The following is a 20,381-nucleotide window of genomic DNA, read 5'->3' on the forward strand; positions in this document are numbered from 1 at the left end:
ACACATCCACCCACCCGGGCAGGGCCGTAGCCGGGCCGGCGGTTCTCGGGGTGGTCGGTTGGCCAAGCACCTCCACCCACCCGGGCAGTTGGCTCGCCGGGCCGCCGGTTCTCGGGGTGATTGGCTGACCAAGCACCTCCACCCACCCGGGCAGTTGGCTCGCCGGGCTGGCGGTTTGTGGGGTGGTCGGCTTGCCCTGTTTCCTGACCCCCCCGACACCGCCCACCTCGGTGGTGTCGGGTGGGATGCTGTGGCGGTGGACGTGGTGGTGCAGTGGGTGCGGACGTGGTGGACGAAGGAGTCGCGCAGTGGCGTTGCGGCTGCCCGCCGCAACGCGCTGCCGACTGTGTTCCTCGGCGTGCCCACCCGGCACGTCGACGAGCGCGTTCAGTTGACCGTGTACCGCCGGTCGGCATCGCGGTGACCCGCTCCCGCGAACCCGTGCCGGGCTGATCACCCACCCCGACGACGAGGGCCGCGCTCCTGGTGGGAGCGCGGCCCTCGTGCTGTTCCTGGGATCTGGTCAGCGCCCGTCAGGCCACGTCTCATCCGTGGTGAGGACCGTGAGGCGTTGGGTGGCGCGGGTCAGGGCCACGTACAGGGTGCGCGGGCCCGTGGTGGACTCGGCGACCAGTTCGCCGGGTTCGACCAGGACCACCGCGTCGTACTCCAGGCCCTTGGACTCCAGGCCGTCGACCACGCGCAGGCGGTCCTCGCCGAGGCCCTCGGCGGCGGTGCGGAGTCCGGGGAGCCTGGACGAGGCGGTGATGATGCCGACCGTGCCGTCCACCTCGGACAGCAGGTCGGCGGCGGCCTTGAGGGCGGTGGTGTCCAGTTCGTCCTCCACGCACACCTGGACCAGGGGATCGACGCCGGTGCTGCGGACCGCGTGCGGGAGCTGGTCGGGGGTGGCGACGTGGGTGACGACCCGGCCCGCCAGGGCGAAGATCTCCGCCGAGTTGCGGTAGTTGGTGCGCAGCGCGAACCGCCGGTGCTGGGTGCGCGGTCCGCCGAACGCGGCCTCCTGGGCCTGGCGGGCCTCCGCCGGGTCCGGCCAGGAGGACTGGACCGGGTCGCCGACGACGGTCCAGCTCGCGTACTTGCCCCGCCTGCCGACCATGCGCCACTGCATGGGGGAGAGGTCCTGGGCCTCGTCGACCACGATGTGGGAGTACTCGTCGTAGTCCTCGCGCGGGGGCGGGAGCTGGTTGTCGCGGCTGCGGTGCCGCCGCCTCGGGGGGCGGCCCAGCAGGACCCGCAGTTCGTCGAGCAGGGCGACGTCGGCGACGGTGAAGCCCGCCTCCGGGTCGGCCCAGGAGTCGGCCAGGAGGTCGACCTCGGCGCGGGTGAGGCCGCGCCCGGCCGTCCTGGCCAGCCTGCGGCGGTCGGACAGGCCGCGCAGCACCTCGCCGGGGGTCAGTAGCTGCCACCACACGACGACGAACCGGTGGAAGTCGATCCGCTCGCCCAGTTCGGTGATCAGCTCCGCGCGCTTGACCGGGAAGTCCTCGTAGGACTCCGCCTTGCGCCACAGCGCCTCCAGCAGCGCCTCGGCCGCGTCGACCCGGGACTGGTTCGGTGGGCGCCGCCCGTTGTGCACCGAGGCCCGGACCCGCGCCAGTTCGCGCGCGTCGAGCTTGAGGACCTCGCCGTGGTAGACGATGCGCAGTTCGGTCGGGGCGTCGGCGGGGGCCTCGCGGATGGCCTTCTTCAGCACCCGGCGCATCCGCAGCGAACCCTTGACCGCCGCGACCGGGCCGGGGTCGGTGCGGGTGGCCTTGACCCCGTCGAGCAGGTCGCTCAGCGAGCGCAGCTCCACGGTGTCCTCGCCCATCGAGGGCAGCACCCGGGAGATGTAGGAGGTGAACGCGGGCGACGGGCCGACCACGAGCACGCCCGCGCCGCCCATCCGCCGCCGGTCCCGGTAGAGCAGGTACGCCACCCGGTGCAGGGCGACCGCGGTCTTGCCGGTGCCCGGGCCGCCGGTGATCTCGGTGACCCCGCGCCACGGCGCCCGGATCGCCTCGTCCTGCTCCTTCTGGATGGTGGCCACGATGTCGCGCATGTTCTCGCCGCGCGCCCGGGTCAGGCTGGCGATCAGCGCGCCCTCGCCGACCACCGGCATGGTCTCCTGCCGCGCCTCGGGCATCAGCAGGTCGTCGTCGATGTCGACCACGGACTGGCCGGTGGAGCGGATCACCCGGCGCCGGATCACGCCCATCGGCTGCTCGGCGGTCGCCTGGTAGAACGGCGCCGCCGCGGGGGCGCGCCAGTCGGTCACCAGGTTGTCGAACTCGCTGTCGCGCACCCCGAGGCGGCCGACGTACATCGTCTCGGTGTCGGTGGTGTCCAGCCGCCCGAACACCAGGCCCTCGTGCTCGGCGTCGAGCGAGCGCAGGATCTGGTTCGCGTGCCGCACCATCACGTCGCGCTCGAAGAGCATCGCCGCCTGCTCGAAGACGGCCTCGTTGCGCGCGCCGTGGGCGAGTTCGTCGCCGCGGTCGCGCATGGCCTCCGCCTCGCCGCGCATCTCGGCGACCCGCGTGTAGACGACGTCGACGTGCTTCTGCTCGACCGCGATCTCGGCCTCTCTCACCGAGGTTTCCGACACCCAGCGCTCCCACGGTTCGTTCGGACGGGAAAAGCGAGATTACGCGCTTTGTCCCGGCCGGTAATCGGCCGCCGGGTCTATGTGCTCCGCCTCACCCCCGTGCCCCGCCCCCGCGGGTCCCCGCGGTGCGGTCGGCGACCCGGGATCGGGCACGATGTGGTGGTGACCAGGATCGTGGCCGGGACCGCGGGCGGGCGCAGGCTGGGGGTGCCCGCGAAGGGCACCCGGCCGACGTCGGACCGGGTGCGGGAGGCGCTGTTCAGCGCGCTGGAGGCGTCGGTGGGCCTGCGCGGCGCCCGGGTGCTCGACCTGTACGCCGGGTCGGGCGCGCTGGGGTTGGAGGCGCTGTCGCGCGGCGCGGCGCTGGCCACCCTGGTCGAGCACCACCGCGACGCGGTGGGTGTGCTGCGCCGCAACGCGGGCGCGGTCGGGCTGCCCGGCGCCGACGTCCGCGCGGGCAAGGTCGCCACCGTCCTGGCCACACCCCCGGACGCGCCCTACGACGTGGTCTTCGCCGACCCGCCGTACGCCATCGCCGACACCGAGCTGGCCGCCGCGCTCGCCGCCCTGGTCGAGCGGGGGTGGACCGCGCCGGGCAGCACCGTCGTGGTCGAGCGGGCGGCGCGGGCCGGGGAACCCGGCTGGCCGCCGGAGCTGGCCCCGGACCGGTCCCGCCGCTACGGCGACACCGAGCTGTTCTGGGCGACGCACCGGGGCTGAGCAGGTGACACGTCGGTGAACAGGGCTGGACGCCGGGGCCGACTCCGGTAGTTTCCGGGCATGACCCGAGTCGTCTGCCCCGGTTCGTACGACCCGCCGACCAACGGTCACCTCGACGTCTTCGAACGGGCCTCGCGCCTGTTCGAGGAGGTGGTGGTGCTCGTCGGGGTGAACAAGAGCAAGAAGGGCCTGTTCACCGTCGAGGAGCGCATCGAGCTGCTGGCGAGCGCGGTCGGGCACCTGGGCAACGTGCGGGTCGACTCCTGGTACGGCCTGACGGTCGACTACTGCGCCGAGCACGGCGTGCAGGCGATCGTCAAGGGCCTGCGCACGGCCACCGACTTCGACTACGAGCTGCCGATGGCGCAGATGAACCAGCAGCTCACCGGGGTGGAGACGCTGTTCGTGCCGACCCGGCCCGGGTACAGCCACCTGTCGAGCTCGCTGGTCAAGGAGGTCGCGGCGTTCGGCGGCGAGGTCGTCGACATGCTGCCCCCCGAGGTCCACAAGCGCCTGCTGGTCCGGCTGGCCGAGCAGCGGGACAAGGGCTAGGAACCCACCGCGGTCCTGGTCTCCGCTACAGCGGCAGCTTCATCCCGACGTGGCTGGCCACGAACCCGAGCCGCTGGTAGAAGCGCTGCGCGTCCTTGCGGGAGGCGTCGGTGGTGAGCTGCACCAGGACCGCGCCGCGCTCGCGGGCGGTGTCGATCGCCCACTCGAACAGCCGTTCACCGAGCCGGGCGCCGCGGTGGTCCGCGCGCACCCGCACGCCCTCGATGGTCGCCCGGGTGGCGCCCATGCGGGACAGCCCGGGGGTGAGGGTGAGCTGGAGCGTGCCGACGACCTCGCCCGCCTCCTCGGCGACGACCAGGACCTGGTGGGGATCGGCGTCGATGGCCCGGAAGGCCTCGTCGTAGCGGGGGGAGCCGGGCAGTTCGCGGCTCGCGCCCAGCGGGTCCTCGGCCAGCATCGCGACGATCGCGGGAACGTCCTCGGCTCGGGCTGGTCGGATCTCCACGTGATCAGACTGCCACAGCGGGTTCACCTCTCCGTATTGGAGTGCTCACCACATCGGGTTACTGTTGGTTAATGAGCAACATCACACTGAAGATGGTGAAGCCCCTCCTCGCGCTGGTGTTCGCAACCCTCGCCCTGCTCGGCCTCGCGGGACCGGCCGCGGCCGCCCCGGCCCTGCCCGACCCGGCCGCCACCGCGCTCGCCCAGCCCGCGTGCGGCAACACGTCGAGCTACGACCTCGTCCGGCTGTCCGCCCTGCCCGCGCAGGCCACCGACACCTACGAGCTGATCCAGACCGGCGGCCCGTTCCCGTTCACCCAGGACGGCACCGTGTTCCAGAACCGGGAGGGCGTCCTGCCCGCCTGCGCGGCCGGCTACTACCACGAATACACGGTCATCACCCCGGGCTCCGGCGACCGCGGCGCCCGCCGCATCGTCACCGGCGGCGGTGGCGAGTACTTCTACACCGGCGACCACTACGGCAGCTTCTCCCTGATCGACGTCTGATTCCCGCTCGCCCCGGGGCGCGGGCGCCGGGCGGGGACACGCCCGGGGCCTGCGTCCCGCCCCGTCGCGCCACCTGCGGCAGAATCGGTGCGGGAGCCGTGGTGGAGGTGGAGCTGTGTACAAGGTCTTCGAGGCGATCGACGAACTGGTGACGATCCTGGAGGAGGCCAGGGGCGTTCCCATGACGTCGGGGTGCGTGGTGCCCCGCGGTGACGTCCTGGAACTGCTCGACGAGGTCCGCGACGCGCTGCCCACCGAGGTGGACGACGCCCAGGACGTGCTCGACCGCAAGGACGAGATCATCGGCGCCGCCGAGCACGCCGCCGAGTCCATGCTCAGCAAGGCCAGGCTGGACGCCGAGACCATGGTCGCCGACGCCCGCGCCGAGGCCGATCGCCTGGTCGCCGAGGCCGCCGCGCACGCCGACCGGCTCGTCGCCGACGCCCAGGACGAGGCCGACCGGGTCGCCGCCGCGGGCCGCGCCGAGTACGAGGACCTGGTCGGGCGCTCCCGCGACGAGGCCGACCGGATGACCCAGGCGGGCCGCGAGTCCTACGAGCGCGCCGTCGAGGAGGGCCGCTTCGAGCAGGGCAGGCTGGTGTCGCAGACCGAGGTCGTGCAGGCCGCGCGGACCGAGTCCGCGCGCATCCTCGACGCCACCGCCGAGGAGGCCGCCCGCCAGCGCGCCGAGTGCGACGCCTACGTCGACGGCAAGCTCGGCGAGTTCGAGGAGCTGCTCTCGCACACCCTGCGCACCGTCGGCAAGGGCCGGGTGCACCTGCGCGGCGGGATGGGCGCGGTGCCCGCCGGGGTCGCCGCCCCCGCCTTCGACGGCCACGGCGCCCCGTTCGACTACGACGGCGCCTGAGCCGCATCCGGATTTCGCCGGGGACGCCGATTCGCGTACCCTGACCTGGTTGACCGCGTGGTCGGACGAACCCCCGCAGAAGGTGCTGACGAGCGAGCCATGTCCTCTTCCCGCAAGAGCCAGCAGGACCGACCGGTCCTGACCAGTTCCTGGGTCATCGACACCCGCGAGCTGGGCAGGCGGCCGGGGTCGAGCCGACCCGTCCGCCGCACGGCGCAGGCCAACCACGCCATCGGGCTGGAGGGCGTCATCGCCGTCCCGGCCGGTGCCGAGGTCGAGCTGGACCTGCTGCTGGAGTCGGTGGTCGAGGGCGTGCTGGTCTCCGGGACCGCGGTCGGGACCCTGGAGGGCGAGTGCTCCCGGTGCCTGGACCCGATCACCTCCGAGGTCGACGTCGACATCACCGAGCTGTTCGCCTACCCGGACAGCACGACCGACGAGACCACCGACGACGACGAGGTCAGCAGGCTCGTCGACGACCTGGTCGACCTGGAACCGGTGGTCCGCGACGCGGTCGTGCTGGCCGTGCCGCACGTGCCGCTGTGCGAGCCGGACTGCGCGGGCCTGTGCGCCGAGTGCGGCGGCAAGTGGGCCGAGGTCGGGCCCGATCACCGGCATGAGACCATTGACCCTCGGTGGGCCGCGCTGCAGGAGCGGTTCCAACAGGGGTCGGGTCAGTAGTCCGCTCAGCTTCACCGCCCGAGTCCTGCACAAACAGCTCGTCAGAGGAGATTCAGTCGTGGCCGTCCCCAAGCGGAAGATGTCGCGTTCCAACACCCGCTCGCGCCGTTCGCAGTGGAAAGCCAGTGCCGTGCACCTGGTGAACTGCTCGAACAAGGCGTGCCGCGAGCTCAAGCCGCAGCACATCGCCTGCCCGACCTGCGGCCAGTACGACGGTCGCCAGGTCGTCCAGCCCGCGTGACCCTCCGGCGGAAGTAGAACCAGGCATGGGGGCCAAGGCGTCCCGCGGGCCCACCGCGGAGCCTGAGACGCTGCTCGACGCGCTCGGCGTCCAACTGGACGCCGAGCTGCTCGTGCTCGCCCTGACCCACCGCTCGTACGCGTACGAGAACGGGGGCCTGCCCCCGAACGAGCGGTTGGAGTTCCTGGGTGACGCGGTGCTCGGCCTGGTGGTGACCGACCACCTCTACCGCACCCACCCGGACCTCCCCGAGGGCCAGTTGGCGAAGCTGCGGGCCAGCGTGGTCAACATGCACGCGCTGGCCGGGGTCGCCCGCGGCCTCGGCCCCGGCGGCCTCGGCGCGCACCTGCTGCTGGGCAAGGGCGAGGAGCTGACCGGCGGCCGGGACAAGGCGAGCATCCTCGCCGACGGCATGGAGGCGGTCATCGGCGCGGTGTACCTGGAGCACGGGATCGACACCGCCCGCCAGGTCGTGCACAAGCACTTCGACCCGCTGCTGGCCGAGGCCCCGCTGCGCGGCGCCGGTCTGGACTGGAAGACCAGCCTGCAGGAGCTGACGGCGTCGGCGGGCCTGGGCGTCCCGGAGTACCGGGTGCGCGAAGAGGGCCCGGACCACCGCAAGGAGTTCACCGCCATCGTCGTGGTGAACGGCCAGGGCTACGGCAACGGCGACGGCCGCACCAAGAAGGAAGCCGAGCAGAAGGCCGCCGAGGCGGCCTGGCGCGAGCTGACCGAGAAGATCTCCTCGGCCGGGGACGGTGCCTGAGCTCCCCGAGGTCGAGGTCGTCCGCCGCGGCCTGCGCGACCACGTCGTGGGCAGGCACATCGCGGAGGTGGACGTCTTCCACCCGCGCGCCATCCGCAGGCACGTCCCCGGCGCGGTCGACTTCGCCGCCCGGCTGGTCGGGCACTCGTTCACCGAGGCCCGAAGGCGCGGCAAGTACCTGTGGGTCGACCTCAGCTCGGGCGAGGCGGTGCTGGCCCACCTGGGGATGAGCGGCCAGATGCTGGTCCAGCCCGTGGGCGCCCCCGACGAGAAGCACCTGCGGGTGCGCGTCTCCTTCGCCGACGACGGCCCCGAGCTGCGCTTCGTCGACCAGCGCACCTTCGGCGGCCTGTCCGTGGAGGGGGTCACCGAGGTCGACGGCGTGTCCCTGCCCACCCCGGTCGCCCACATCGCCCGCGACCCGATGGACCCCGACTTCGACCCGGTGGCGGCGGTCGCCGCGCTGCGGCGCAGGCGGACCGAGGTCAAGCGCGCCCTGCTGGACCAGACCGTGGTCTCCGGCATCGGCAACATCTACGCCGACGAGGCGCTCTGGCTGGCCCGGCTGCACTGGGCCCGCCCCGCCGACGGGCTGAGCAGGGCCAAGGCGGCGGAACTGCTGACCGCCGCCACCGACGTGATGGACCAGGCCCTCCGGGCGGGCGGCACCTCGTTCGACGCCCTGTACGTCAACGTCAACGGCCAGTCCGGTTACTTCGACCGGTCGCTGAACGCCTACGGCCAGGAGGGGGAGCCGTGCCCCCGCTGCGGCAGGCCCATCCGCCGCGAGCCGTTCATGAACCGCTCCTCGTTCTCCTGCCCTCGGTGCCAGCCGCACCCGCCGGGCTTCCAGCTCTGACCCATCCGGTTTCCGCACCCTGAGCTGCACTTCGCCGCATCCGCTGTTCCGCGCCTTGCGCGGTAGTGCGCTTTGCGCAATAGTGTTCCTAGCGCGATACCGGGGAGGGGATCGATGGACACGAGCCAGTTGCTCAAGGGGGTGCTGGACCTCGCTGTGCTCGCCGTGCTCCAGGACGAGGACGGCTACGGGTACGACGTGCTGCGCAGGCTGCGCGGCGGCGGCATGGGGGAGGTGGGCGACGCCTCCGTCTACGGGACGCTGCGGCGGCTCTACAAGGCGGGCCTGCTCACGTCCTACGTGGTGCCCAGCGACGAGGGACCGCACCGCAAGTACTACGGGATGAACGACGCGGGCCGGTCGCGCCTGGTCGAGTCGGAGAAGGCGTGGCGCGCCTTCCAGGAGACGTTGGACGCGATTCTGCGGAAGGGGGCGGCGGCGTGAACGGCGAGATCGACACCCGCCCGGGACTGGAGGACTACCTCACCGAGGTGCGGTCGGCGCTGTCCGACCTCCCCGCCGACGAGGTCGCCGAGATCATGGAGGACGTCGAACCCAACGTCTACGAGGTCTACGGCGAAACCGGTTCCCTCCCGGCGCTCACCGCCCGCCTGGGCACCCCGCAGTCCTACGCCGACGAGCTGCGCGCGGCGGGCGACTACCCGCCGCCCCCGGCACCGGCCCCGCGCGGGACGGGCCGCGCCTTCCTGGCCAGGTACGTCCTGTGGATCACCGGGCTGACCCTCGTGGTGGCCCTGATCACCGGGATCGCGGTGGAGAACCGCTACGAACCGGAGCGGTTCGCCGTGCTGTTCGTCGTCGTCCTCGCGCTGCTCCCGGCGCTGTGGCTGCTGCACTCCCGGCGGGTGGGCCGCGCGGACGTCGAGGCGCTGGCCGAGTACCAGGCCGCGCGCCGGGCGGGCCGCTCCGCCGTCGAGGCGGTGCCCGCGCACATCACGGCGTACCTGCGCGGCCTGCAACCCGCGTGGTGGCTGGTGCGCATCGTGCTGCTCGCCGTGGCGCTGGTGGCGGCCCTGATGATCCGCTCCGGTGGCTTCGTCCTGCTCGGCGTCGTCGTGGCGATCCTGCTGTGGGCGGGTCCGCGCGTGCGCCACGACCGCCGCTGGCTGCCGGTCGTCCTGGCCGCCAACGCGTTCACCGTGGGCGTCGCCATCGCCCTCGCCCTGTCGGTCTTCTCCGACGCGGAAGCCTCGTCCAACCCGTACCGGTACGGGTACGCGGGCTACTCCGCCTCCGGCCTCACCTACGACGGCAGCTCGGTCGCCAACCTGTACGCGGTGGACGCCCAGGGCAAGCCCATCCCGGTGTTCTACCTCTACGACCAGGACGGCACCCCGCTCCGCTCGTACAGCTCGACCTGCAACCCCCAGGGCGGCCTGCACTCCGAGGACATGACCAACCGGTACCCGCAGCCCGAGGTCGACTACGGCCAGTACGGCTGCGTCGAGAGCACGACTATGCCGTTCGTGCCCCTGCCCCCGGTCGCGGGCCCGAGCCCCACACCCACCGCGCCGACCGGGCCGACCGCCCCGTCGGTGTCCACGGCGCCGACCCTGCCGCCGTCCGCCGCGCCGACCACCACCCCACCACCCGCGACCACCACCCCGTCGGCGCCCGCCGCGCAGCCGCCGACACCACCGACCACCGGGTAGGGGAGACCCGGCGGCAGGGGGGCCGGGAGCGGGAGCGGGCGTCGGGGGCCCGCTCCCGCTCCTGCGTCTACCGTGTCTACGTGACCCGAGTGCTGGTGGTGGACGACGAACCGCAGATCGTGCGGGCACTGCGCATCAACCTCACCGCCCACGGGTACGAGGTCGTCACCGCGGCCGACGGCGCCGCCGCCCTGCGCGCCGCCGCCGAACGCCACCCCGACGTGGTGGTCCTCGACCTGGGCCTGCCCGACCTCGACGGGGTGGAGGTCATCGAGGGCCTGCGCGGCTGGACCACCGTCCCCATCCTCGTCCTGTCAGCCAGGGTCGACAGCGGCGACAAGGTCGCCGCCCTGGACGCGGGCGCCGACGACTACGTCACCAAGCCGTTCGGGATGGACGAACTCCTGGCCCGCCTGCGCGCCGCTGTGCGGCGCGCGGCCCCGGTGGCGGACGAACCGGTGGTGCGCACCGCGTCGTTCACGGTGGACCTGGCGGCCCGGAAGGTGTCACGGGCAGGCGCGGAGGTCCACCTGACACCGACGGAGTGGGGTCTGCTGGAACTGCTGGCCCGCAACCGGGGCAAACTGGTCCCGCAGCGCCAACTGCTGCGCGAGGTCTGGGGCCCGGGGTACGAGTCGGAAACGCACTACCTGCGCGTGTACCTGGCCCAACTGCGGCGCAAGCTGGAGGACGACCCCGGCGCACCCCGACACCTGATCACCGAGGCGGGGATGGGCTACCGGCTGGAGGTCTAGCTGTGGGCAACCCCCGGCTCGACAGGGTTTCGTGTCGGTGCCGTGTGGTGGGATTGATTCGGGGGCTGCTCAGATCGGGCTGCGGGTTCGGCTCGCTGTTGTGCTGGTGCCGCGTGGTGGGTCGATCGGCGCCTGGGTCGGCGGGCTTGCCCTGCTTGGGTTGTGCTCGATCGGGTGGTTGCCCCGGGGCTACGCCGGATCGGTTGTGCTCGGTGCTCCGGTGGCCGAGTCGCTCGGGTCGGTCGGGGCGGCGGGACTCGCGGCTTCCGGGGCTGGGGCGGTGACCGCCTCGGCCGGGGGCGCCTCTGGGCCCGGGATCTCCGGCTCGGGGGTTTCGGCCGCCCCGGCTGCTGCCTGGGCCGCGTCCGCCGCTGCCTGTTCCGCCTTCGCCTTGGCGGCGGTGATGTGGGCGGGGGCGGGGCGGGATTCGTTGAGGCGCTGGGAGATGACCTGGGTGATGCCGTCGCCGCGCATGCTGACGCCGTAGAGGGCGTCGGCGATTTCCATGGTGGGTTTCTGGTGGGTGATGATGATGAGCTGGCTGCTGGCGCGCAGTTGTTCCAGGAGGCCGATGAGGCGGCGCATGTTGGTGTCGTCCAGGGCGGCCTCGACCTCGTCCATCACGTAGAACGGTGAGGGGCGGGCGCGGAAGATGGCGACCAGCATGGCCACGGCCACCAGGGACTTCTCGCCGCCGGAGAGCAGGGACAGGCGCTTGACCTTCTTGCCGGGTGGGCGGGCCTCGACGTCGACGCCGGTGGCGAGCATGTCGTCCGGTTCGGTGAGGATCATGCGCCCCTCGCCGCCGGGGAACAGGACGTCGAAGACCGTTTCGAATTCCCTGGCGACGTCGAAGTAGGCGGAGGTGAAGACCTCCAGGATCTTGTCGTCGACCTCCTTGATGACGGTGAGGAGGTCGCGGCGGGTGGCCTTGAGGTCTTCGAGCTGGGTGGAGAGGAACCGGTAGCGCTCCTCCAGGGCGGCGAACTCCTCCAGGGCCAGCGGGTTGACCTTGCCCAGCAGGGTCAGGTCGCGCTCGGCGCGCTTGGCGCGGCGGGCCTGGGTGTCGCGGTCGTACGGTGTGGACGGTGGGGTGGAGACCTCCTCGCCGCGTTCGCGGGCCGCCTCGTACTCGGCCAGTTCGGCGGGCGACGGCGGGACCGCGACGTCCGGGCCGTACTCGGCGACCAGGTCGTCGAGGCCGATGCCGAACGTCTCCGCGATCTTGACCTCAAGCTGCTCCAGGCGCAGGCGCTGCTCGGCGCGCAGGACCTCGTCGCGGTGCACGGCGTCGACGAGCTTCTCCAGTTCCGACGACAGTTCGCGGACCTTGGCCCGGACGTCGGTGAGGACCCGTTCGCGCTCGGCCCGCTGCGCCTGCACCACGTCGCGCTCCTCGGCGGCGCGGGCCAGCGACAGCGCGATGCGCTCCAGGGCCAGTTCGCCGCCGTCGACCACGGCCTGCGCCACGGTCGCGCCGCGCTGCCGGGCGGCCATCGCGCGGGCGGCGCGCTCCCTGGCCTCGCGTTCGGCGCGGGCGGCGCGGCGGAGCTGGTCGGCCTTGCCCTGCAGGGCGCGGTGGCGCTCCTCGGCGGTGCGCAGCGTCAGCCGCGCCTCCATCTCCTCCTGCCGCGACGAGGCCAGCGCGCCCGCGTACTCGTCGCGCTCGGCGGAGTCCGGTTCGTCGTCGACCTGCTCGTCCTGCGCGACCGCGAGGCGTTCCTCCAGGTCGGCGAGCTTGGCCAGCGCGTCCTCCCGGGTGGCCTCGACCTTGCCGCGCTGGGTCAGGGCCCGCTCCACCTCGGCTTCGGCCGAGCGGACGACCTGGCGCAGCCGGTTGAGCCGCTCCGACGACCGGGCCGCGCGGACCTTCGCGTCGTTCATCAGCTCCTTGACCGCGTTCACGTCCTCGCGGCGGGCCTGCTGCTCGGCGCGGGCGCCCTCCAGCGCCGCCGCCGAGTGCTCCAGCGACCGTTCCGCAGCGGCCAGCTTGCCGTTGGCCTCGTCCACCGCGGCCTGCACCTCGATGACGCTCTGCGCCCGCTCCGAACCGCCGATCGCCCAGTGCGCGCCCAGCAGGTCGCCCTCGCCGGTCACCGCCCGCACCTGCGGGTGCTCGGCGACCAGGGCCCGCGCCGACGGCAGCGCCTCCACCACGGCCACCAGGTCCAGCGCCCGGTGCACCGCGGGCAGCAGCGCCTCGGGCGCCTGGACCAGGTCGACCGCCCAGCGCGCCCCCGGGGGCAGCACCGGCCACCCGGACCGGTCGACGGTGAACGCGCCGCCGACGAGCAGACCGGCCCGGCCCGCGTCCCCGGCGCGCAGCATCCGCAGCGCCTCCACCGCCCCGTCCGGGTCGGCGACGGCGACCGCGTCGGCCACCGGGCCCAGGGCGGCGGCCAGGGCGGCCTCCGACCCCGGTTCCACGGTCAGCAGCGCGGCCACCGACCCGAGCAGCCCGGGCAGGCGGTCGGCGGCGGCGAGCAGCGCGCCCGCGCCGTCCTTGCGGGCCAACCCCAGCGACAGCGCGTCGACCCTGGCCCTCCACGAGGCGATGTCGCGCTCGGCCTGCCGCTCGGCCCGGACCAGCTCGTCCACCCTGGCCCTGGCGGCGTCACCCGCTTCGACCGCGCGCTGGTGGCGCTCGGCGAGCCCGGCGTCGTCGGTGTCCTCGACCTCGGTGCCCGCCTGCTCCTCGGCCAGTTCCTCGGCGGCGACCTCCGCGCGCTCGCGGGCCTCGCCGAGGGCCACCGACAGCCGCTCGATCTCCTCGCCGGTCGCGTTCGCCTTGCTGCGCAACGCCTCCACCTGACCGGACAGCCGGGCCAGGCCCTCGCGCCGGTCGGCGATCGCGCGGACCGCGGCCAGGTGCGCCTTCTCCGCCGCCTGCACCATCCGCTCCAGCTCGGCGCGGCGCTCGGTGGACTCGGCCAGGGTGTAGCGGGCCTCGGCGACGGCCTCGAACAGCTCGGCCTCGCGCATGGCCGTGTGCTCGGCCTCCTCCTCCAGCTCCTCCGGGTCGCGCCCGCCGCGCGGGGCCTCGCCCGCCGCCGACAGGTGCCGGGCGCGCTCGACGGCCAGGCGGACCGTGCCGCGCAGCCGCTCCTCCAGCGCGGAGAGCCGGTACCAGGTCTCCTGGGCGGCGGCGAGCTTCGGCGCGTCGACCGCCAGGTGCTCCTCCAGCTCGGCCTGCCGGGCGTGGCCGATCTCCAGGGCCTGCTCGACCTCGGCGCGCTTGCGCCGGGCGGTGGCCTCGTCGGCCTCGTCGCGGGCGATGTCGGCGCGCTGGGTGACCAGGTCGTCGGCGTGCAGGCGCAGCCGGGCGTCGCGCAGCTCCGACTGCACCGACTGGGCCTTGCGGGCGATCTCGGCCTGCTTGCCCAGCGGCTTGAGCTGGCGGCGCAGCTCGGCGGTGAGGTCGGTGAGCCGGGTGAGGTTGGCCTGCATCGCGTCGAGCTTGCGGATGGCCTTCTCTTTGCGCTTGCGGTGCTTGAGGACGCCCGCGGCCTCCTCGATGAACGCGCGGCGCTCCTCGGGCTTGGACTCCAGGATGGCGCTGAGCTGGCCCTGCCCGACGATGACGTGCATCTCCCGGCCGATGCCGGAGTCGCTGAGCAGTTCCTGCACGTCCATCAACCGGCAGCCGTTGCCGTTGATCTCGTACTCGCTGGCGCCGTCGCGGAACATCCGGCGGGTGATGGACACCTCGGCGAACTCGATCGGCAGCGCGCCGTCGGCGTTGTCGATGGTCAGCGTCACCTCGGCGCGGCCAAGCGGGGCGCGGCCCGCGGTGCCCGCGAAGATGACGTCCTCCATCTTGCCGCCGCGCAGGCCCTTGGCGCTGCCCTCGCCCATCACCCAGCGCAGCGCGTCGAGCACGTTGGACTTGCCGGACCCGTTGGGGCCGACGACGCAGGTGATCCCCGGCTCGAACTTCAGCGTCGTCGCCGAGGCGAAGGACTTGAACCCCTTCAGCGTCAGGCTCTTGAGGTGCACTGGGCGGGACCCTCCAGGTTACCGACTGCTGCCGCGATCCGGATGAGACTACCCGGGCCCCGGGGCGCGGTCCCCCAGGTGGGGGCCCGCGCGGTCAGGCGGGCGCGGGCACGTCGACCAGCACGATGTCGTCGTCGGTCACCACCTCGACCCGGCTGATGCTGGACCGGCCGATGGAGGTGCTGCCCGGGATCTCCTCGTCCTGCCCGCCGCTGCCCCACCAGCCCGCCACCTCGCGGTTGCCGTCGCGGCCGCGCACCACCAGCTTGCACGGCTTGCCCGGCGGCACGTCGTGCAACTTGATCTTGACCTCGGTGCCCCAGGAGCGGTCGATGAGCCGCACGTCCGCGCGGACCCCGCTGGCCGAATCGGTCGCCGACCAGCTCACCGACGGCGGGGTCGACGTCGGTTCCGGGCGCAGCACCTCGAAGCCCACGACCCCGGCGGCGGCCAGCACGACCACCGCCGCGGCCGCGCTGAGCAGCACCTTCCGCTTCGCCCAGACCCCGCGGCGCGGCTCCGGCTCCGGGACGACCAGCAGGTCGGCCTCGGTGGGCTCCACGGCGTCCTCGAAGTCCTCCACGCGCACCCGGTGCAGCAGGCCCGGCAGCGGCGAGAGCCGCACCAGCTCGCCGCGGCAGGAGTCGCACCGGTGCAGGTGCGCCTCGAAGTCGGCGCGCTCGGCCGGGTCCAGCGCGCCGAGCAGGTAGGCGCCGAGGGACATCGTCTTCGTACAGGTCACAGCTCCGTCACCCCCCGCTCCTCCAGGGCGTCGCGCAGGGCGCGCAACGCGTAGAACGACCTCGACTTGACCGTGCCCTGCGGCACCCCCAGCACCTTCGCCGCCTCCGCCACGGTCCGCCGCCGGTAGAACAGCTCGGCGATGACGTTGCGGTGGTCGCGCGAGAGCGCCCGCATCGCCTCGGCCACCTGCCAGCCCTGCAGGACCTGCTCGAACTCGTCCCCGGCGCGCGGCCAGTCCTTGTCCTCGATCGGCACCTCGGCGACCCGGGCCCGCTGCCTGCGGTAGCCGGTGATCACCAGGTTCCGGGCCACCGTGTAGAGCCACGGCCCGGCCTTGTCGGCCTCCAGCGTCCCGGCGTTGCGCCAGGCGCGCAGCAGCGTCTCCTGCACCACGTCCTCGGCGCGCTGGTGGTCGCCGCCCACCGCGCGCAGCGCGTAGCCCAGCAGCGGCCGCCGGTAGCGGTCGTAGAGCTCGCGGACGAAGACGTCGTCCTCCTCGGGGGTGGGCACGTCCGGCATTACGCCGTCCGCCGCCCCCCGGTTCACCGCTCGACGAAACCGACCAGGTCGCCCTTGACCGCGCCCCACTGCTCCACCACCACCTCGACCGACCCCGGCGACCGGCCCGATCGCAGCGCGGCCAGCAGCTCGTCGCAGCGCGCCCGGGTGCCCTCGGCCACCACCTCGACCCTGCCGTCGGCGGTGTTGCGGGCCCAGCCGACCAACCCCAGCTCCAGCGCGCGGGACCGGGTCCACCACCGGAAGCCGACGCCCTGCACGGTGCCGCGCACCCACGCCGTCACCCGCACATCCGGTTCCCCGGCCACCTCGGACACCCCGCTATCGTGCCGTGCACAGACCCGTCGCCCGCCCGCGCCCGGGAGGGGAGTTTTGTCGTCGGGTGATACGTTACCGCGTCGTGACGTGCGTCCCGACCGCGATCCGGCGCACCGCCGGGCCGCGGGGTGGGGCTGGGAGCCTGCACCGGAAGTCCAGGAAGGGTTAACGGTTCATGTCTGATCCGATCGACCGGGCCGAGGTGGCCCCGCCCGAGGACCGGCCCGGCCTGCGCCGCTCGTCCTACGCCATCCTCGGCGTCTCCGGTGTGGTGCTCTCCACCGTGTTCGCCGCCGTGGCCGCGTTCGCCAACGGCGAGGGCGGCCAGTCGGTCCCCACGCGGGTGAACGAGGAGGTCCAGGTCGGCACGTCGCGCACCACCGGTTCGACGCCGACCGCCGCGAGCAGCACCACCGCGGCCACCGAGACCAGCGCGCCGACCTCCGGCACGACCACCACCGAGGCGGGCGCGTCGACCACCGGCACCACCACGACCACCACCCGCAAGAGCAGCCCCGGCCAGACCCCGCCCCCGGCGGGCGGCGGTGGCGGCGGTGGCGGTGGTGCAGGAGGCGGTGGCGGGGGAGGAGGCGGCGGCACATCTCCGACCACGCCACCGAGTACGCCCAAGCCGCCGACCAATCCACCGACGACCAACCCGCCTACGACCAACCCACCGACGACCAACCCGCCCGTCGAACCCACCACGCCGCCTCCCGGCGGGGGCTGAGCACCAGTCCGGTTGCGCCACTCGGCGTAGCGGTGGCGTCACTCGAAAGTGGTACGTTGCCAAACCGTGACACAACGTCGGGGACGATCCGCCTTACTCCCGGCCGTGCTCGTGGCCCTCGCGGTGGGGGCGGGCACGGCCGGGGTGACCACGGTGCTGGGCCTCGCGCCCGGCGCCGGTGCGGGCGCGGACCGGAGTGACGAGGTCGCCCTCGGCCTCTCCGCCCAGCGCATCGTGATCCCCCCGCAGGACGCCTCCACCCCGGTCGACGCCCCCTCGGGCAACGGCAGCGGCCCACCGGACAGGCCGGAGAACCCCGGAACGGGTTCCCCGGCGCCCAGTTCCACCACCGCGCCGCCACCCGAGACCCCGCCCAGTTCGGACCCACCGCCCGTCACCACCACGACCGAGGCCCCGCCCACGACCCGCGCCGCCAAGGCGGACGCCCGGGTGCTGGCCCTGGTCAACGACGAGCGCGCCACGGCGGGCTGCGACCCGCTGGCACCCGACGACCGGCTCACCGCCGCCGCGCAGGCGCACGCGGTCGACATGTCGGCCAACGACTACTTCTCCCACGTCAGCCAGGACGGCCGCTCGTTCGTCGACCGGTCGAGGGCCACGGGGCACCCCGACCCGGCGGCGGAGAACATCGCCAAGGGGCAGCGCACGGCCGAGGACGTCATGCGGGCGTGGATGGACTCACCGGGCCACCGCGCCAACATCCTCGACTGCGACCTCAAGACCCTCGGCGTCGGCTTCACCGCCGAGGGCCACTACTGGGTGCAGGACTTCGGCCGCTGAGCCCGGCCGGGCTGCCCTACGGCATCGTCCCGTCCCACTCGTCGAGCGGCGCGCAGTGCCAGCGCCACCGGTCGAGCCTCGGGTGCCCGGGCAGCGCGGTGCGGCCGTTGGCCCACAGCAGCGTCCGCCACGGGTCGGCGCCGGTGGGCGCCCACGGGAAGATCCGCTCCAGGACCGGCGTGACCAGTTCGGCGGGCGGAGCGAAGTCCACACCCAGGGCCGCGGCGGCGTCCCCGGTGTGCACCAGGAGTTCGTCCCCCGCCATGGCCGCGAAGCCGGAGGCGTCGGCGGAACCGAACGGGTGGAAGCCGCGCAGGCCCGGCGGCGCCGCGTCGACCAGCAGGGCGAGCATCCGGCCGTAGGTGTCCAGCGCCCGCAGCAACTCACCGGGCGGGCCGTCCGGGGGCAGCTTGACCTGCGCGACGGACAGTTCCGCCGCCCCCGCCAGGAAGTCCGCCGAGTACCAGAGCAGCGTCTCGCCGACGTGCGCCACCAGTTGCCCGGTCGACAGCTCCACCGCCTCGCCGGGCCGAGCCCAGTCGCCGCCGGTGTGCCCGGCCAGGAAGTCGCGGCAGCACTCGACCGCCGAACGCAGAATCGCCCCGTCCACGCACGCAGCATGGCCGGGGCGATCCCGTTCGGGCAACCGTCAGGCGACGTGCCTGCGGGTGGCCTGGAAGGTCAGCACCGCGCCGACCGTCGACACGATCGCGGCGACCAGGCCCAGGAACAGCCCGACCCCGGCGCTCACCACGCCCATGTAGTCGTCGTCGCTCAGGGTGACCCAGCGCAGCAGGATGAACAGCACGGACACGCCCGCCAGCACCAGCCAGATCAGTGGCAGGTTCTTGACCGCGGTGCCGAAGTGCGTGGCGAGCAGCAGCCCGGCCGCGACCACCAGCAGCAGCACCGGCAGCCAGGCGAGGAGCCCGGAGTTCCACGCGCTCGCGCTGAAGAAGGCGGAGATCGAGACCCAGGGCAGGAAGCTGAAGATGAAGGCGGCGGCGCCCGCGCCGATCCCCATCCACTCGACGGGGGTGACGTTCTTGGGGTCGAAACTGGCCATGTGGAGGCCTTCCTTGGGCACGACCGGGGTCGGATCGGCGTCCGTCCGGATGGGACTGTCTGAGGTCGCACAAGTATCGGGCCGATCGGCCGACAATCAAGTCACAAGACCGTCTCGGACCCGTGGGTGTGCCCGGATGGGCGACGGAACCGGCGCGACCGGCCCCACCGGTCACCCTCCGCGGGGGGCCGGTCGCACGGTGTCGACTCGGTGTCGGTGCTCAGGCGTCCACGACGAGGTCCGCGTACTCCGGGTGCTTGTCGACCCAGCCGCGGAGGAACGGGCAGTACAGGCGGGCGGGTGTGCCCTCCGCTCGGAGGTGGTCGAGCACCGCCCTGGCCAGCGCGCCGCCCACGCCCCGGCCCGCGAAGCCGTCGGACACCTGGGTGTGCATGAGCACGATGGCGTCGTCGAGCCGGTGGTACTGGACGTACCCGGCCACCTCGCCGTCGGCCACGCCCTCGAAGCGGTGGCCGCCGGTGTCCTCGCGCAGCTCCAGGTCGATCTTGTCCGCCACTGCCGTTCCTGCCCCTCGGGTTAATTTGCTCGCTTTCCGACACCGCCAGCGTTCACGATTCCGGTATGTATGTCATCCGTCTCGCGGTTCCCGCCGATGAAGCCGCGGTGGTCGACCTGGTCACCAGGTTGCAGGGCGATCCGGAACAGCTCATCGGCTACCACGGCACCACGGCGGCGGAGGTCGCCGACGAACTCGCGGGCCTGCGCCCGGACTGGTCGTCGGGGGCGGTCGTGGCCGTCGACGACCACGGCGGCGTCCGCGGGGTGCTCAGCGTCGACGCCGACCCCGAGGTGGGCCGGGCCTGGCTGCTCGGCCCGTTCGTCGACCTCCCCGAGGGCCACCCGGCCGAGCGCCAGGCCTGGCACAACACCGCCGACGACCTCGTGGACGCAGCCCTGGCGCTGCCCCGGCTGACCGGGGTGGTCGACCTGGAGCTCTACGGGCACCGCAAGCACCGGCGGCTGGCCGACCTCGCCGCCCGGCACGGCTTCGACCCCATGGGCGCCAGCCGCGTGTTCACCCTCACCGGCCAGGCACTGCGCTCGGTACTGGTGTGCGCGGTGCCCGACGGCGGCGAGCCCCGGCTGCTCGGCGGCGACCAGACGACTGTCGACGGCGTCGCCGCCCTGCACGAGCGTTGCTTCCCCAACCGCACCGTCACCGGCCGCCAGCTCGTGCACGGCGACCGCGGGCACACCGTGGTCGTGCAGACCGGGGTCGACGGCGTCCTGGGCTACGCGGCGGGCTTCGCGCAGGAGGACGAGCTCTACATCGACTATGTGGCGGTGGACCCGGAGGTGCGCGGGGTCGGCACCGGCCGGGCGCTGGTCGGTGCCCTGCTGCGCGCCCTCGCCGCCGAGCACGGTGCCCGCCCGCGGGCGGCGGCGGTGATCGCGCTCGGCAACGACGCCTCCGAGCGCATGTTCACCGCACTCGGGTTCGACCTGCACCTGGAACTGGTGAGCTACCGGCGCAAGTAGCCCACCCGG

Annotated in this window: 24 protein-coding genes; 15 read left to right on the forward strand and 9 right to left on the reverse strand. The window is 73.4% G+C overall.

Annotated elements, in window-relative coordinates; all coding sequences use genetic code 11:
- The first annotated feature begins 250 nt into the window (after nucleotides 1-250).
- Nucleotides 251-424: a hypothetical protein gene (locus UO65_RS37460; RefSeq protein ID WP_181400193.1), complete on the forward strand. Its 174-nt coding sequence runs from the start codon at nucleotides 251-253 to the stop codon at nucleotides 422-424.
- 99 nt (nucleotides 425-523) lie between these two features.
- On the opposite strand, the gene UO65_RS18105 is transcribed toward UO65_RS37460, so the two are convergent.
- Nucleotides 524-2,611: a HelD family protein gene (locus UO65_RS18105; RefSeq protein ID WP_035284108.1), complete on the reverse strand. Its 2,088-nt coding sequence runs from the start codon at nucleotides 2,609-2,611 to the stop codon at nucleotides 524-526.
- Between the two features lie 162 nt (nucleotides 2,612-2,773).
- Here UO65_RS18105 and rsmD point away from each other — a divergent pair, with 162 nt between their 5' ends.
- A complete protein-coding gene (gene rsmD, locus UO65_RS18110) occupies nucleotides 2,774-3,331 on the forward strand; it encodes a 16S rRNA (guanine(966)-N(2))-methyltransferase RsmD (protein WP_035284185.1) in 558 nt (185 codons plus the stop codon).
- 60 nt (nucleotides 3,332-3,391) lie between these two features.
- Nucleotides 3,392-3,883, forward strand: coding sequence for a pantetheine-phosphate adenylyltransferase (gene coaD, locus UO65_RS18115; protein WP_035284110.1), 492 nt, complete (start codon nucleotides 3,392-3,394; stop codon nucleotides 3,881-3,883).
- Between the two features lie 25 nt (nucleotides 3,884-3,908).
- Here coaD and UO65_RS18120 read toward each other — a convergent pair whose 3' ends face one another.
- Nucleotides 3,909-4,349, reverse strand: a complete 441-nt coding sequence (locus tag UO65_RS18120; RefSeq protein WP_200873395.1) for a GNAT family N-acetyltransferase — start codon at nucleotides 4,347-4,349, stop codon at nucleotides 3,909-3,911.
- A 71-nt stretch (nucleotides 4,350-4,420) separates the two neighbouring features.
- Here UO65_RS18120 and UO65_RS18125 point away from each other — a divergent pair, with 71 nt between their 5' ends.
- The 9 genes from UO65_RS18125 (at nucleotide 4,421) to UO65_RS18165 (ending at nucleotide 10,698) form a co-directional block, all read left to right on the forward strand.
- Entirely contained in the window at nucleotides 4,421-4,855 is a 435-nt protein-coding gene (locus UO65_RS18125; RefSeq protein ID WP_035284111.1) for a guanyl-specific ribonuclease, read from the forward strand.
- Nucleotides 4,856-4,970: 115 nt separating this feature from the next.
- On the forward strand, nucleotides 4,971-5,723 hold the full coding sequence (locus tag UO65_RS18130) for a DivIVA domain-containing protein (RefSeq protein WP_035284113.1): 753 nt from the start codon (nucleotides 4,971-4,973) through the stop codon (nucleotides 5,721-5,723).
- A 99-nt stretch (nucleotides 5,724-5,822) separates the two neighbouring features.
- On the forward strand, nucleotides 5,823-6,404 hold the full coding sequence (locus tag UO65_RS18135; RefSeq protein WP_035284115.1) for a YceD family protein: 582 nt from the start codon (nucleotides 5,823-5,825) through the stop codon (nucleotides 6,402-6,404).
- 58 nt (nucleotides 6,405-6,462) lie between these two features.
- Nucleotides 6,463-6,645 (forward strand): 50S ribosomal protein L32, encoded by a 183-nt coding sequence (gene rpmF, locus UO65_RS18140; RefSeq protein ID WP_035284117.1) that lies wholly within the window; start codon nucleotides 6,463-6,465, stop codon nucleotides 6,643-6,645.
- Nucleotides 6,646-6,670: 25 nt separating this feature from the next.
- Complete coding sequence (rnc, locus tag UO65_RS18145) at nucleotides 6,671-7,411, forward strand: ribonuclease III (protein WP_035284118.1); 741 nt, start codon at nucleotides 6,671-6,673, stop codon at nucleotides 7,409-7,411.
- A complete protein-coding gene (gene mutM, locus UO65_RS18150; RefSeq protein WP_035284121.1) occupies nucleotides 7,404-8,270 on the forward strand; it encodes a bifunctional DNA-formamidopyrimidine glycosylase/DNA-(apurinic or apyrimidinic site) lyase in 867 nt (288 codons plus the stop codon). The genes rnc and mutM overlap by 8 nt, the downstream gene beginning before the upstream one ends.
- 114 nt (nucleotides 8,271-8,384) lie before the next feature.
- Nucleotides 8,385-8,714 carry a PadR family transcriptional regulator gene (locus tag UO65_RS18155; protein WP_035284123.1) on the forward strand — a complete coding sequence of 110 codons (330 nt, stop codon included), beginning with the start codon at nucleotides 8,385-8,387 and terminating at the stop codon, nucleotides 8,712-8,714.
- A complete protein-coding gene (locus tag UO65_RS18160) occupies nucleotides 8,711-9,943 on the forward strand; it encodes a DUF1700 domain-containing protein (RefSeq protein WP_035284126.1) in 1,233 nt (410 codons plus the stop codon). The genes UO65_RS18155 and UO65_RS18160 overlap by 4 nt, the downstream gene beginning before the upstream one ends.
- 80 nt (nucleotides 9,944-10,023) lie before the next feature.
- Nucleotides 10,024-10,698, forward strand: a complete 675-nt coding sequence (locus UO65_RS18165) for a response regulator (RefSeq protein ID WP_035284129.1) — start codon at nucleotides 10,024-10,026, stop codon at nucleotides 10,696-10,698.
- A gap of 189 nt (nucleotides 10,699-10,887) precedes the next feature.
- Here the strand turns inward: UO65_RS18165 and smc are convergent, their stop codons facing one another.
- The 4 genes from smc to UO65_RS18185 form a co-directional block, all read right to left on the reverse strand.
- Nucleotides 10,888-14,694, reverse strand: a complete 3,807-nt coding sequence (smc, locus tag UO65_RS18170; RefSeq protein ID WP_084175803.1) for a chromosome segregation protein SMC — start codon at nucleotides 14,692-14,694, stop codon at nucleotides 10,888-10,890.
- 94 nt (nucleotides 14,695-14,788) lie between these two features.
- Complete coding sequence (locus tag UO65_RS18175; RefSeq protein WP_035284131.1) at nucleotides 14,789-15,436, reverse strand: anti-sigma factor family protein; 648 nt, start codon at nucleotides 15,434-15,436, stop codon at nucleotides 14,789-14,791.
- Nucleotides 15,433-15,957 carry a sigma-70 family RNA polymerase sigma factor gene (locus tag UO65_RS18180; protein WP_035284133.1) on the reverse strand — a complete coding sequence of 175 codons (525 nt, stop codon included), beginning with the start codon at nucleotides 15,955-15,957 and terminating at the stop codon, nucleotides 15,433-15,435. The genes UO65_RS18175 and UO65_RS18180 overlap by 4 nt, the downstream gene beginning before the upstream one ends.
- A 23-nt stretch (nucleotides 15,958-15,980) precedes the next feature.
- A complete protein-coding gene (locus UO65_RS18185; RefSeq protein ID WP_035284136.1) occupies nucleotides 15,981-16,274 on the reverse strand; it encodes an acylphosphatase in 294 nt (97 codons plus the stop codon).
- A gap of 176 nt (nucleotides 16,275-16,450) precedes the next feature.
- Between UO65_RS18185 and UO65_RS37465 the strand changes: the two genes are divergently transcribed.
- Both UO65_RS37465 and UO65_RS18195 read left to right on the forward strand, forming a co-directional pair.
- The gene (locus UO65_RS37465; RefSeq protein WP_084175806.1) at nucleotides 16,451-17,005 is read left to right on the forward strand and encodes a hypothetical protein; all 555 of its coding nucleotides are present in this window, start codon (nucleotides 16,451-16,453) and stop codon (nucleotides 17,003-17,005) included.
- Between the two features lie 105 nt (nucleotides 17,006-17,110).
- Complete coding sequence (locus UO65_RS18195) at nucleotides 17,111-17,806, forward strand: CAP domain-containing protein (protein ID WP_052021318.1); 696 nt, start codon at nucleotides 17,111-17,113, stop codon at nucleotides 17,804-17,806.
- Between the two features lie 16 nt (nucleotides 17,807-17,822).
- On the opposite strand, the gene UO65_RS18200 is transcribed toward UO65_RS18195, so the two are convergent.
- The 3 genes from UO65_RS18200 to UO65_RS18210 all read right to left on the reverse strand — a co-directional run bounded on the left by UO65_RS18200 (nucleotide 17,823) and on the right by UO65_RS18210 (nucleotide 19,389).
- Entirely contained in the window at nucleotides 17,823-18,416 is a 594-nt protein-coding gene (locus UO65_RS18200) for a DinB family protein (protein ID WP_035284145.1), read from the reverse strand.
- Nucleotides 18,417-18,455: 39 nt separating this feature from the next.
- Nucleotides 18,456-18,872 (reverse strand): hypothetical protein, encoded by a 417-nt coding sequence (locus UO65_RS18205; protein WP_035284148.1) that lies wholly within the window; start codon nucleotides 18,870-18,872, stop codon nucleotides 18,456-18,458.
- A 220-nt stretch (nucleotides 18,873-19,092) separates the two neighbouring features.
- The gene (locus UO65_RS18210; protein ID WP_035284151.1) at nucleotides 19,093-19,389 is read right to left on the reverse strand and encodes a GNAT family N-acetyltransferase; all 297 of its coding nucleotides are present in this window, start codon (nucleotides 19,387-19,389) and stop codon (nucleotides 19,093-19,095) included.
- A 65-nt stretch (nucleotides 19,390-19,454) separates the two neighbouring features.
- On the opposite strand from UO65_RS18210, the gene UO65_RS18215 reads away from it, so the two are divergent.
- Nucleotides 19,455-20,372 (forward strand): GNAT family N-acetyltransferase, encoded by a 918-nt coding sequence (locus tag UO65_RS18215; protein WP_152552143.1) that lies wholly within the window; start codon nucleotides 19,455-19,457, stop codon nucleotides 20,370-20,372.
- The last annotated feature ends 9 nt before the right edge of the window (nucleotides 20,373-20,381 follow it).

Source organism: Actinokineospora spheciospongiae (assembly GCF_000564855.1).
GTDB classification, from domain to species: Bacteria; Actinomycetota; Actinomycetes; order Mycobacteriales; family Pseudonocardiaceae; genus Actinokineospora; species Actinokineospora spheciospongiae.

Coding starts and splice junctions, on each gene's coding strand:
- UO65_RS18125 (WP_035284111.1), top strand. CDS start 4,421: ATGAGCAACATCACACTGAAGATGGTGAAGCCCCTCCTCGCGCTGGTG.
- UO65_RS37465 (WP_084175806.1), top strand. CDS start 16,451: ATGTCTGATCCGATCGACCGGGCCGAGGTGGCCCCGCCCGAGGACCGG.
- coaD (WP_035284110.1), top strand. CDS start 3,392: ATGACCCGAGTCGTCTGCCCCGGTTCGTACGACCCGCCGACCAACGGT.
- rnc (WP_035284118.1), top strand. CDS start 6,671: ATGGGGGCCAAGGCGTCCCGCGGGCCCACCGCGGAGCCTGAGACGCTG.
- UO65_RS18215 (WP_152552143.1), top strand. CDS start 19,455: ATGTATGTCATCCGTCTCGCGGTTCCCGCCGATGAAGCCGCGGTGGTC.
- UO65_RS18155 (WP_035284123.1), top strand. CDS start 8,385: ATGGACACGAGCCAGTTGCTCAAGGGGGTGCTGGACCTCGCTGTGCTC.
- UO65_RS18135 (WP_035284115.1), top strand. CDS start 5,823: ATGTCCTCTTCCCGCAAGAGCCAGCAGGACCGACCGGTCCTGACCAGT.
- UO65_RS18180 (WP_035284133.1), bottom strand. CDS start 15,957: ATGCCGGACGTGCCCACCCCCGAGGAGGACGACGTCTTCGTCCGCGAG.
- UO65_RS18205 (WP_035284148.1), bottom strand. CDS start 18,872: ATGGCCAGTTTCGACCCCAAGAACGTCACCCCCGTCGAGTGGATGGGG.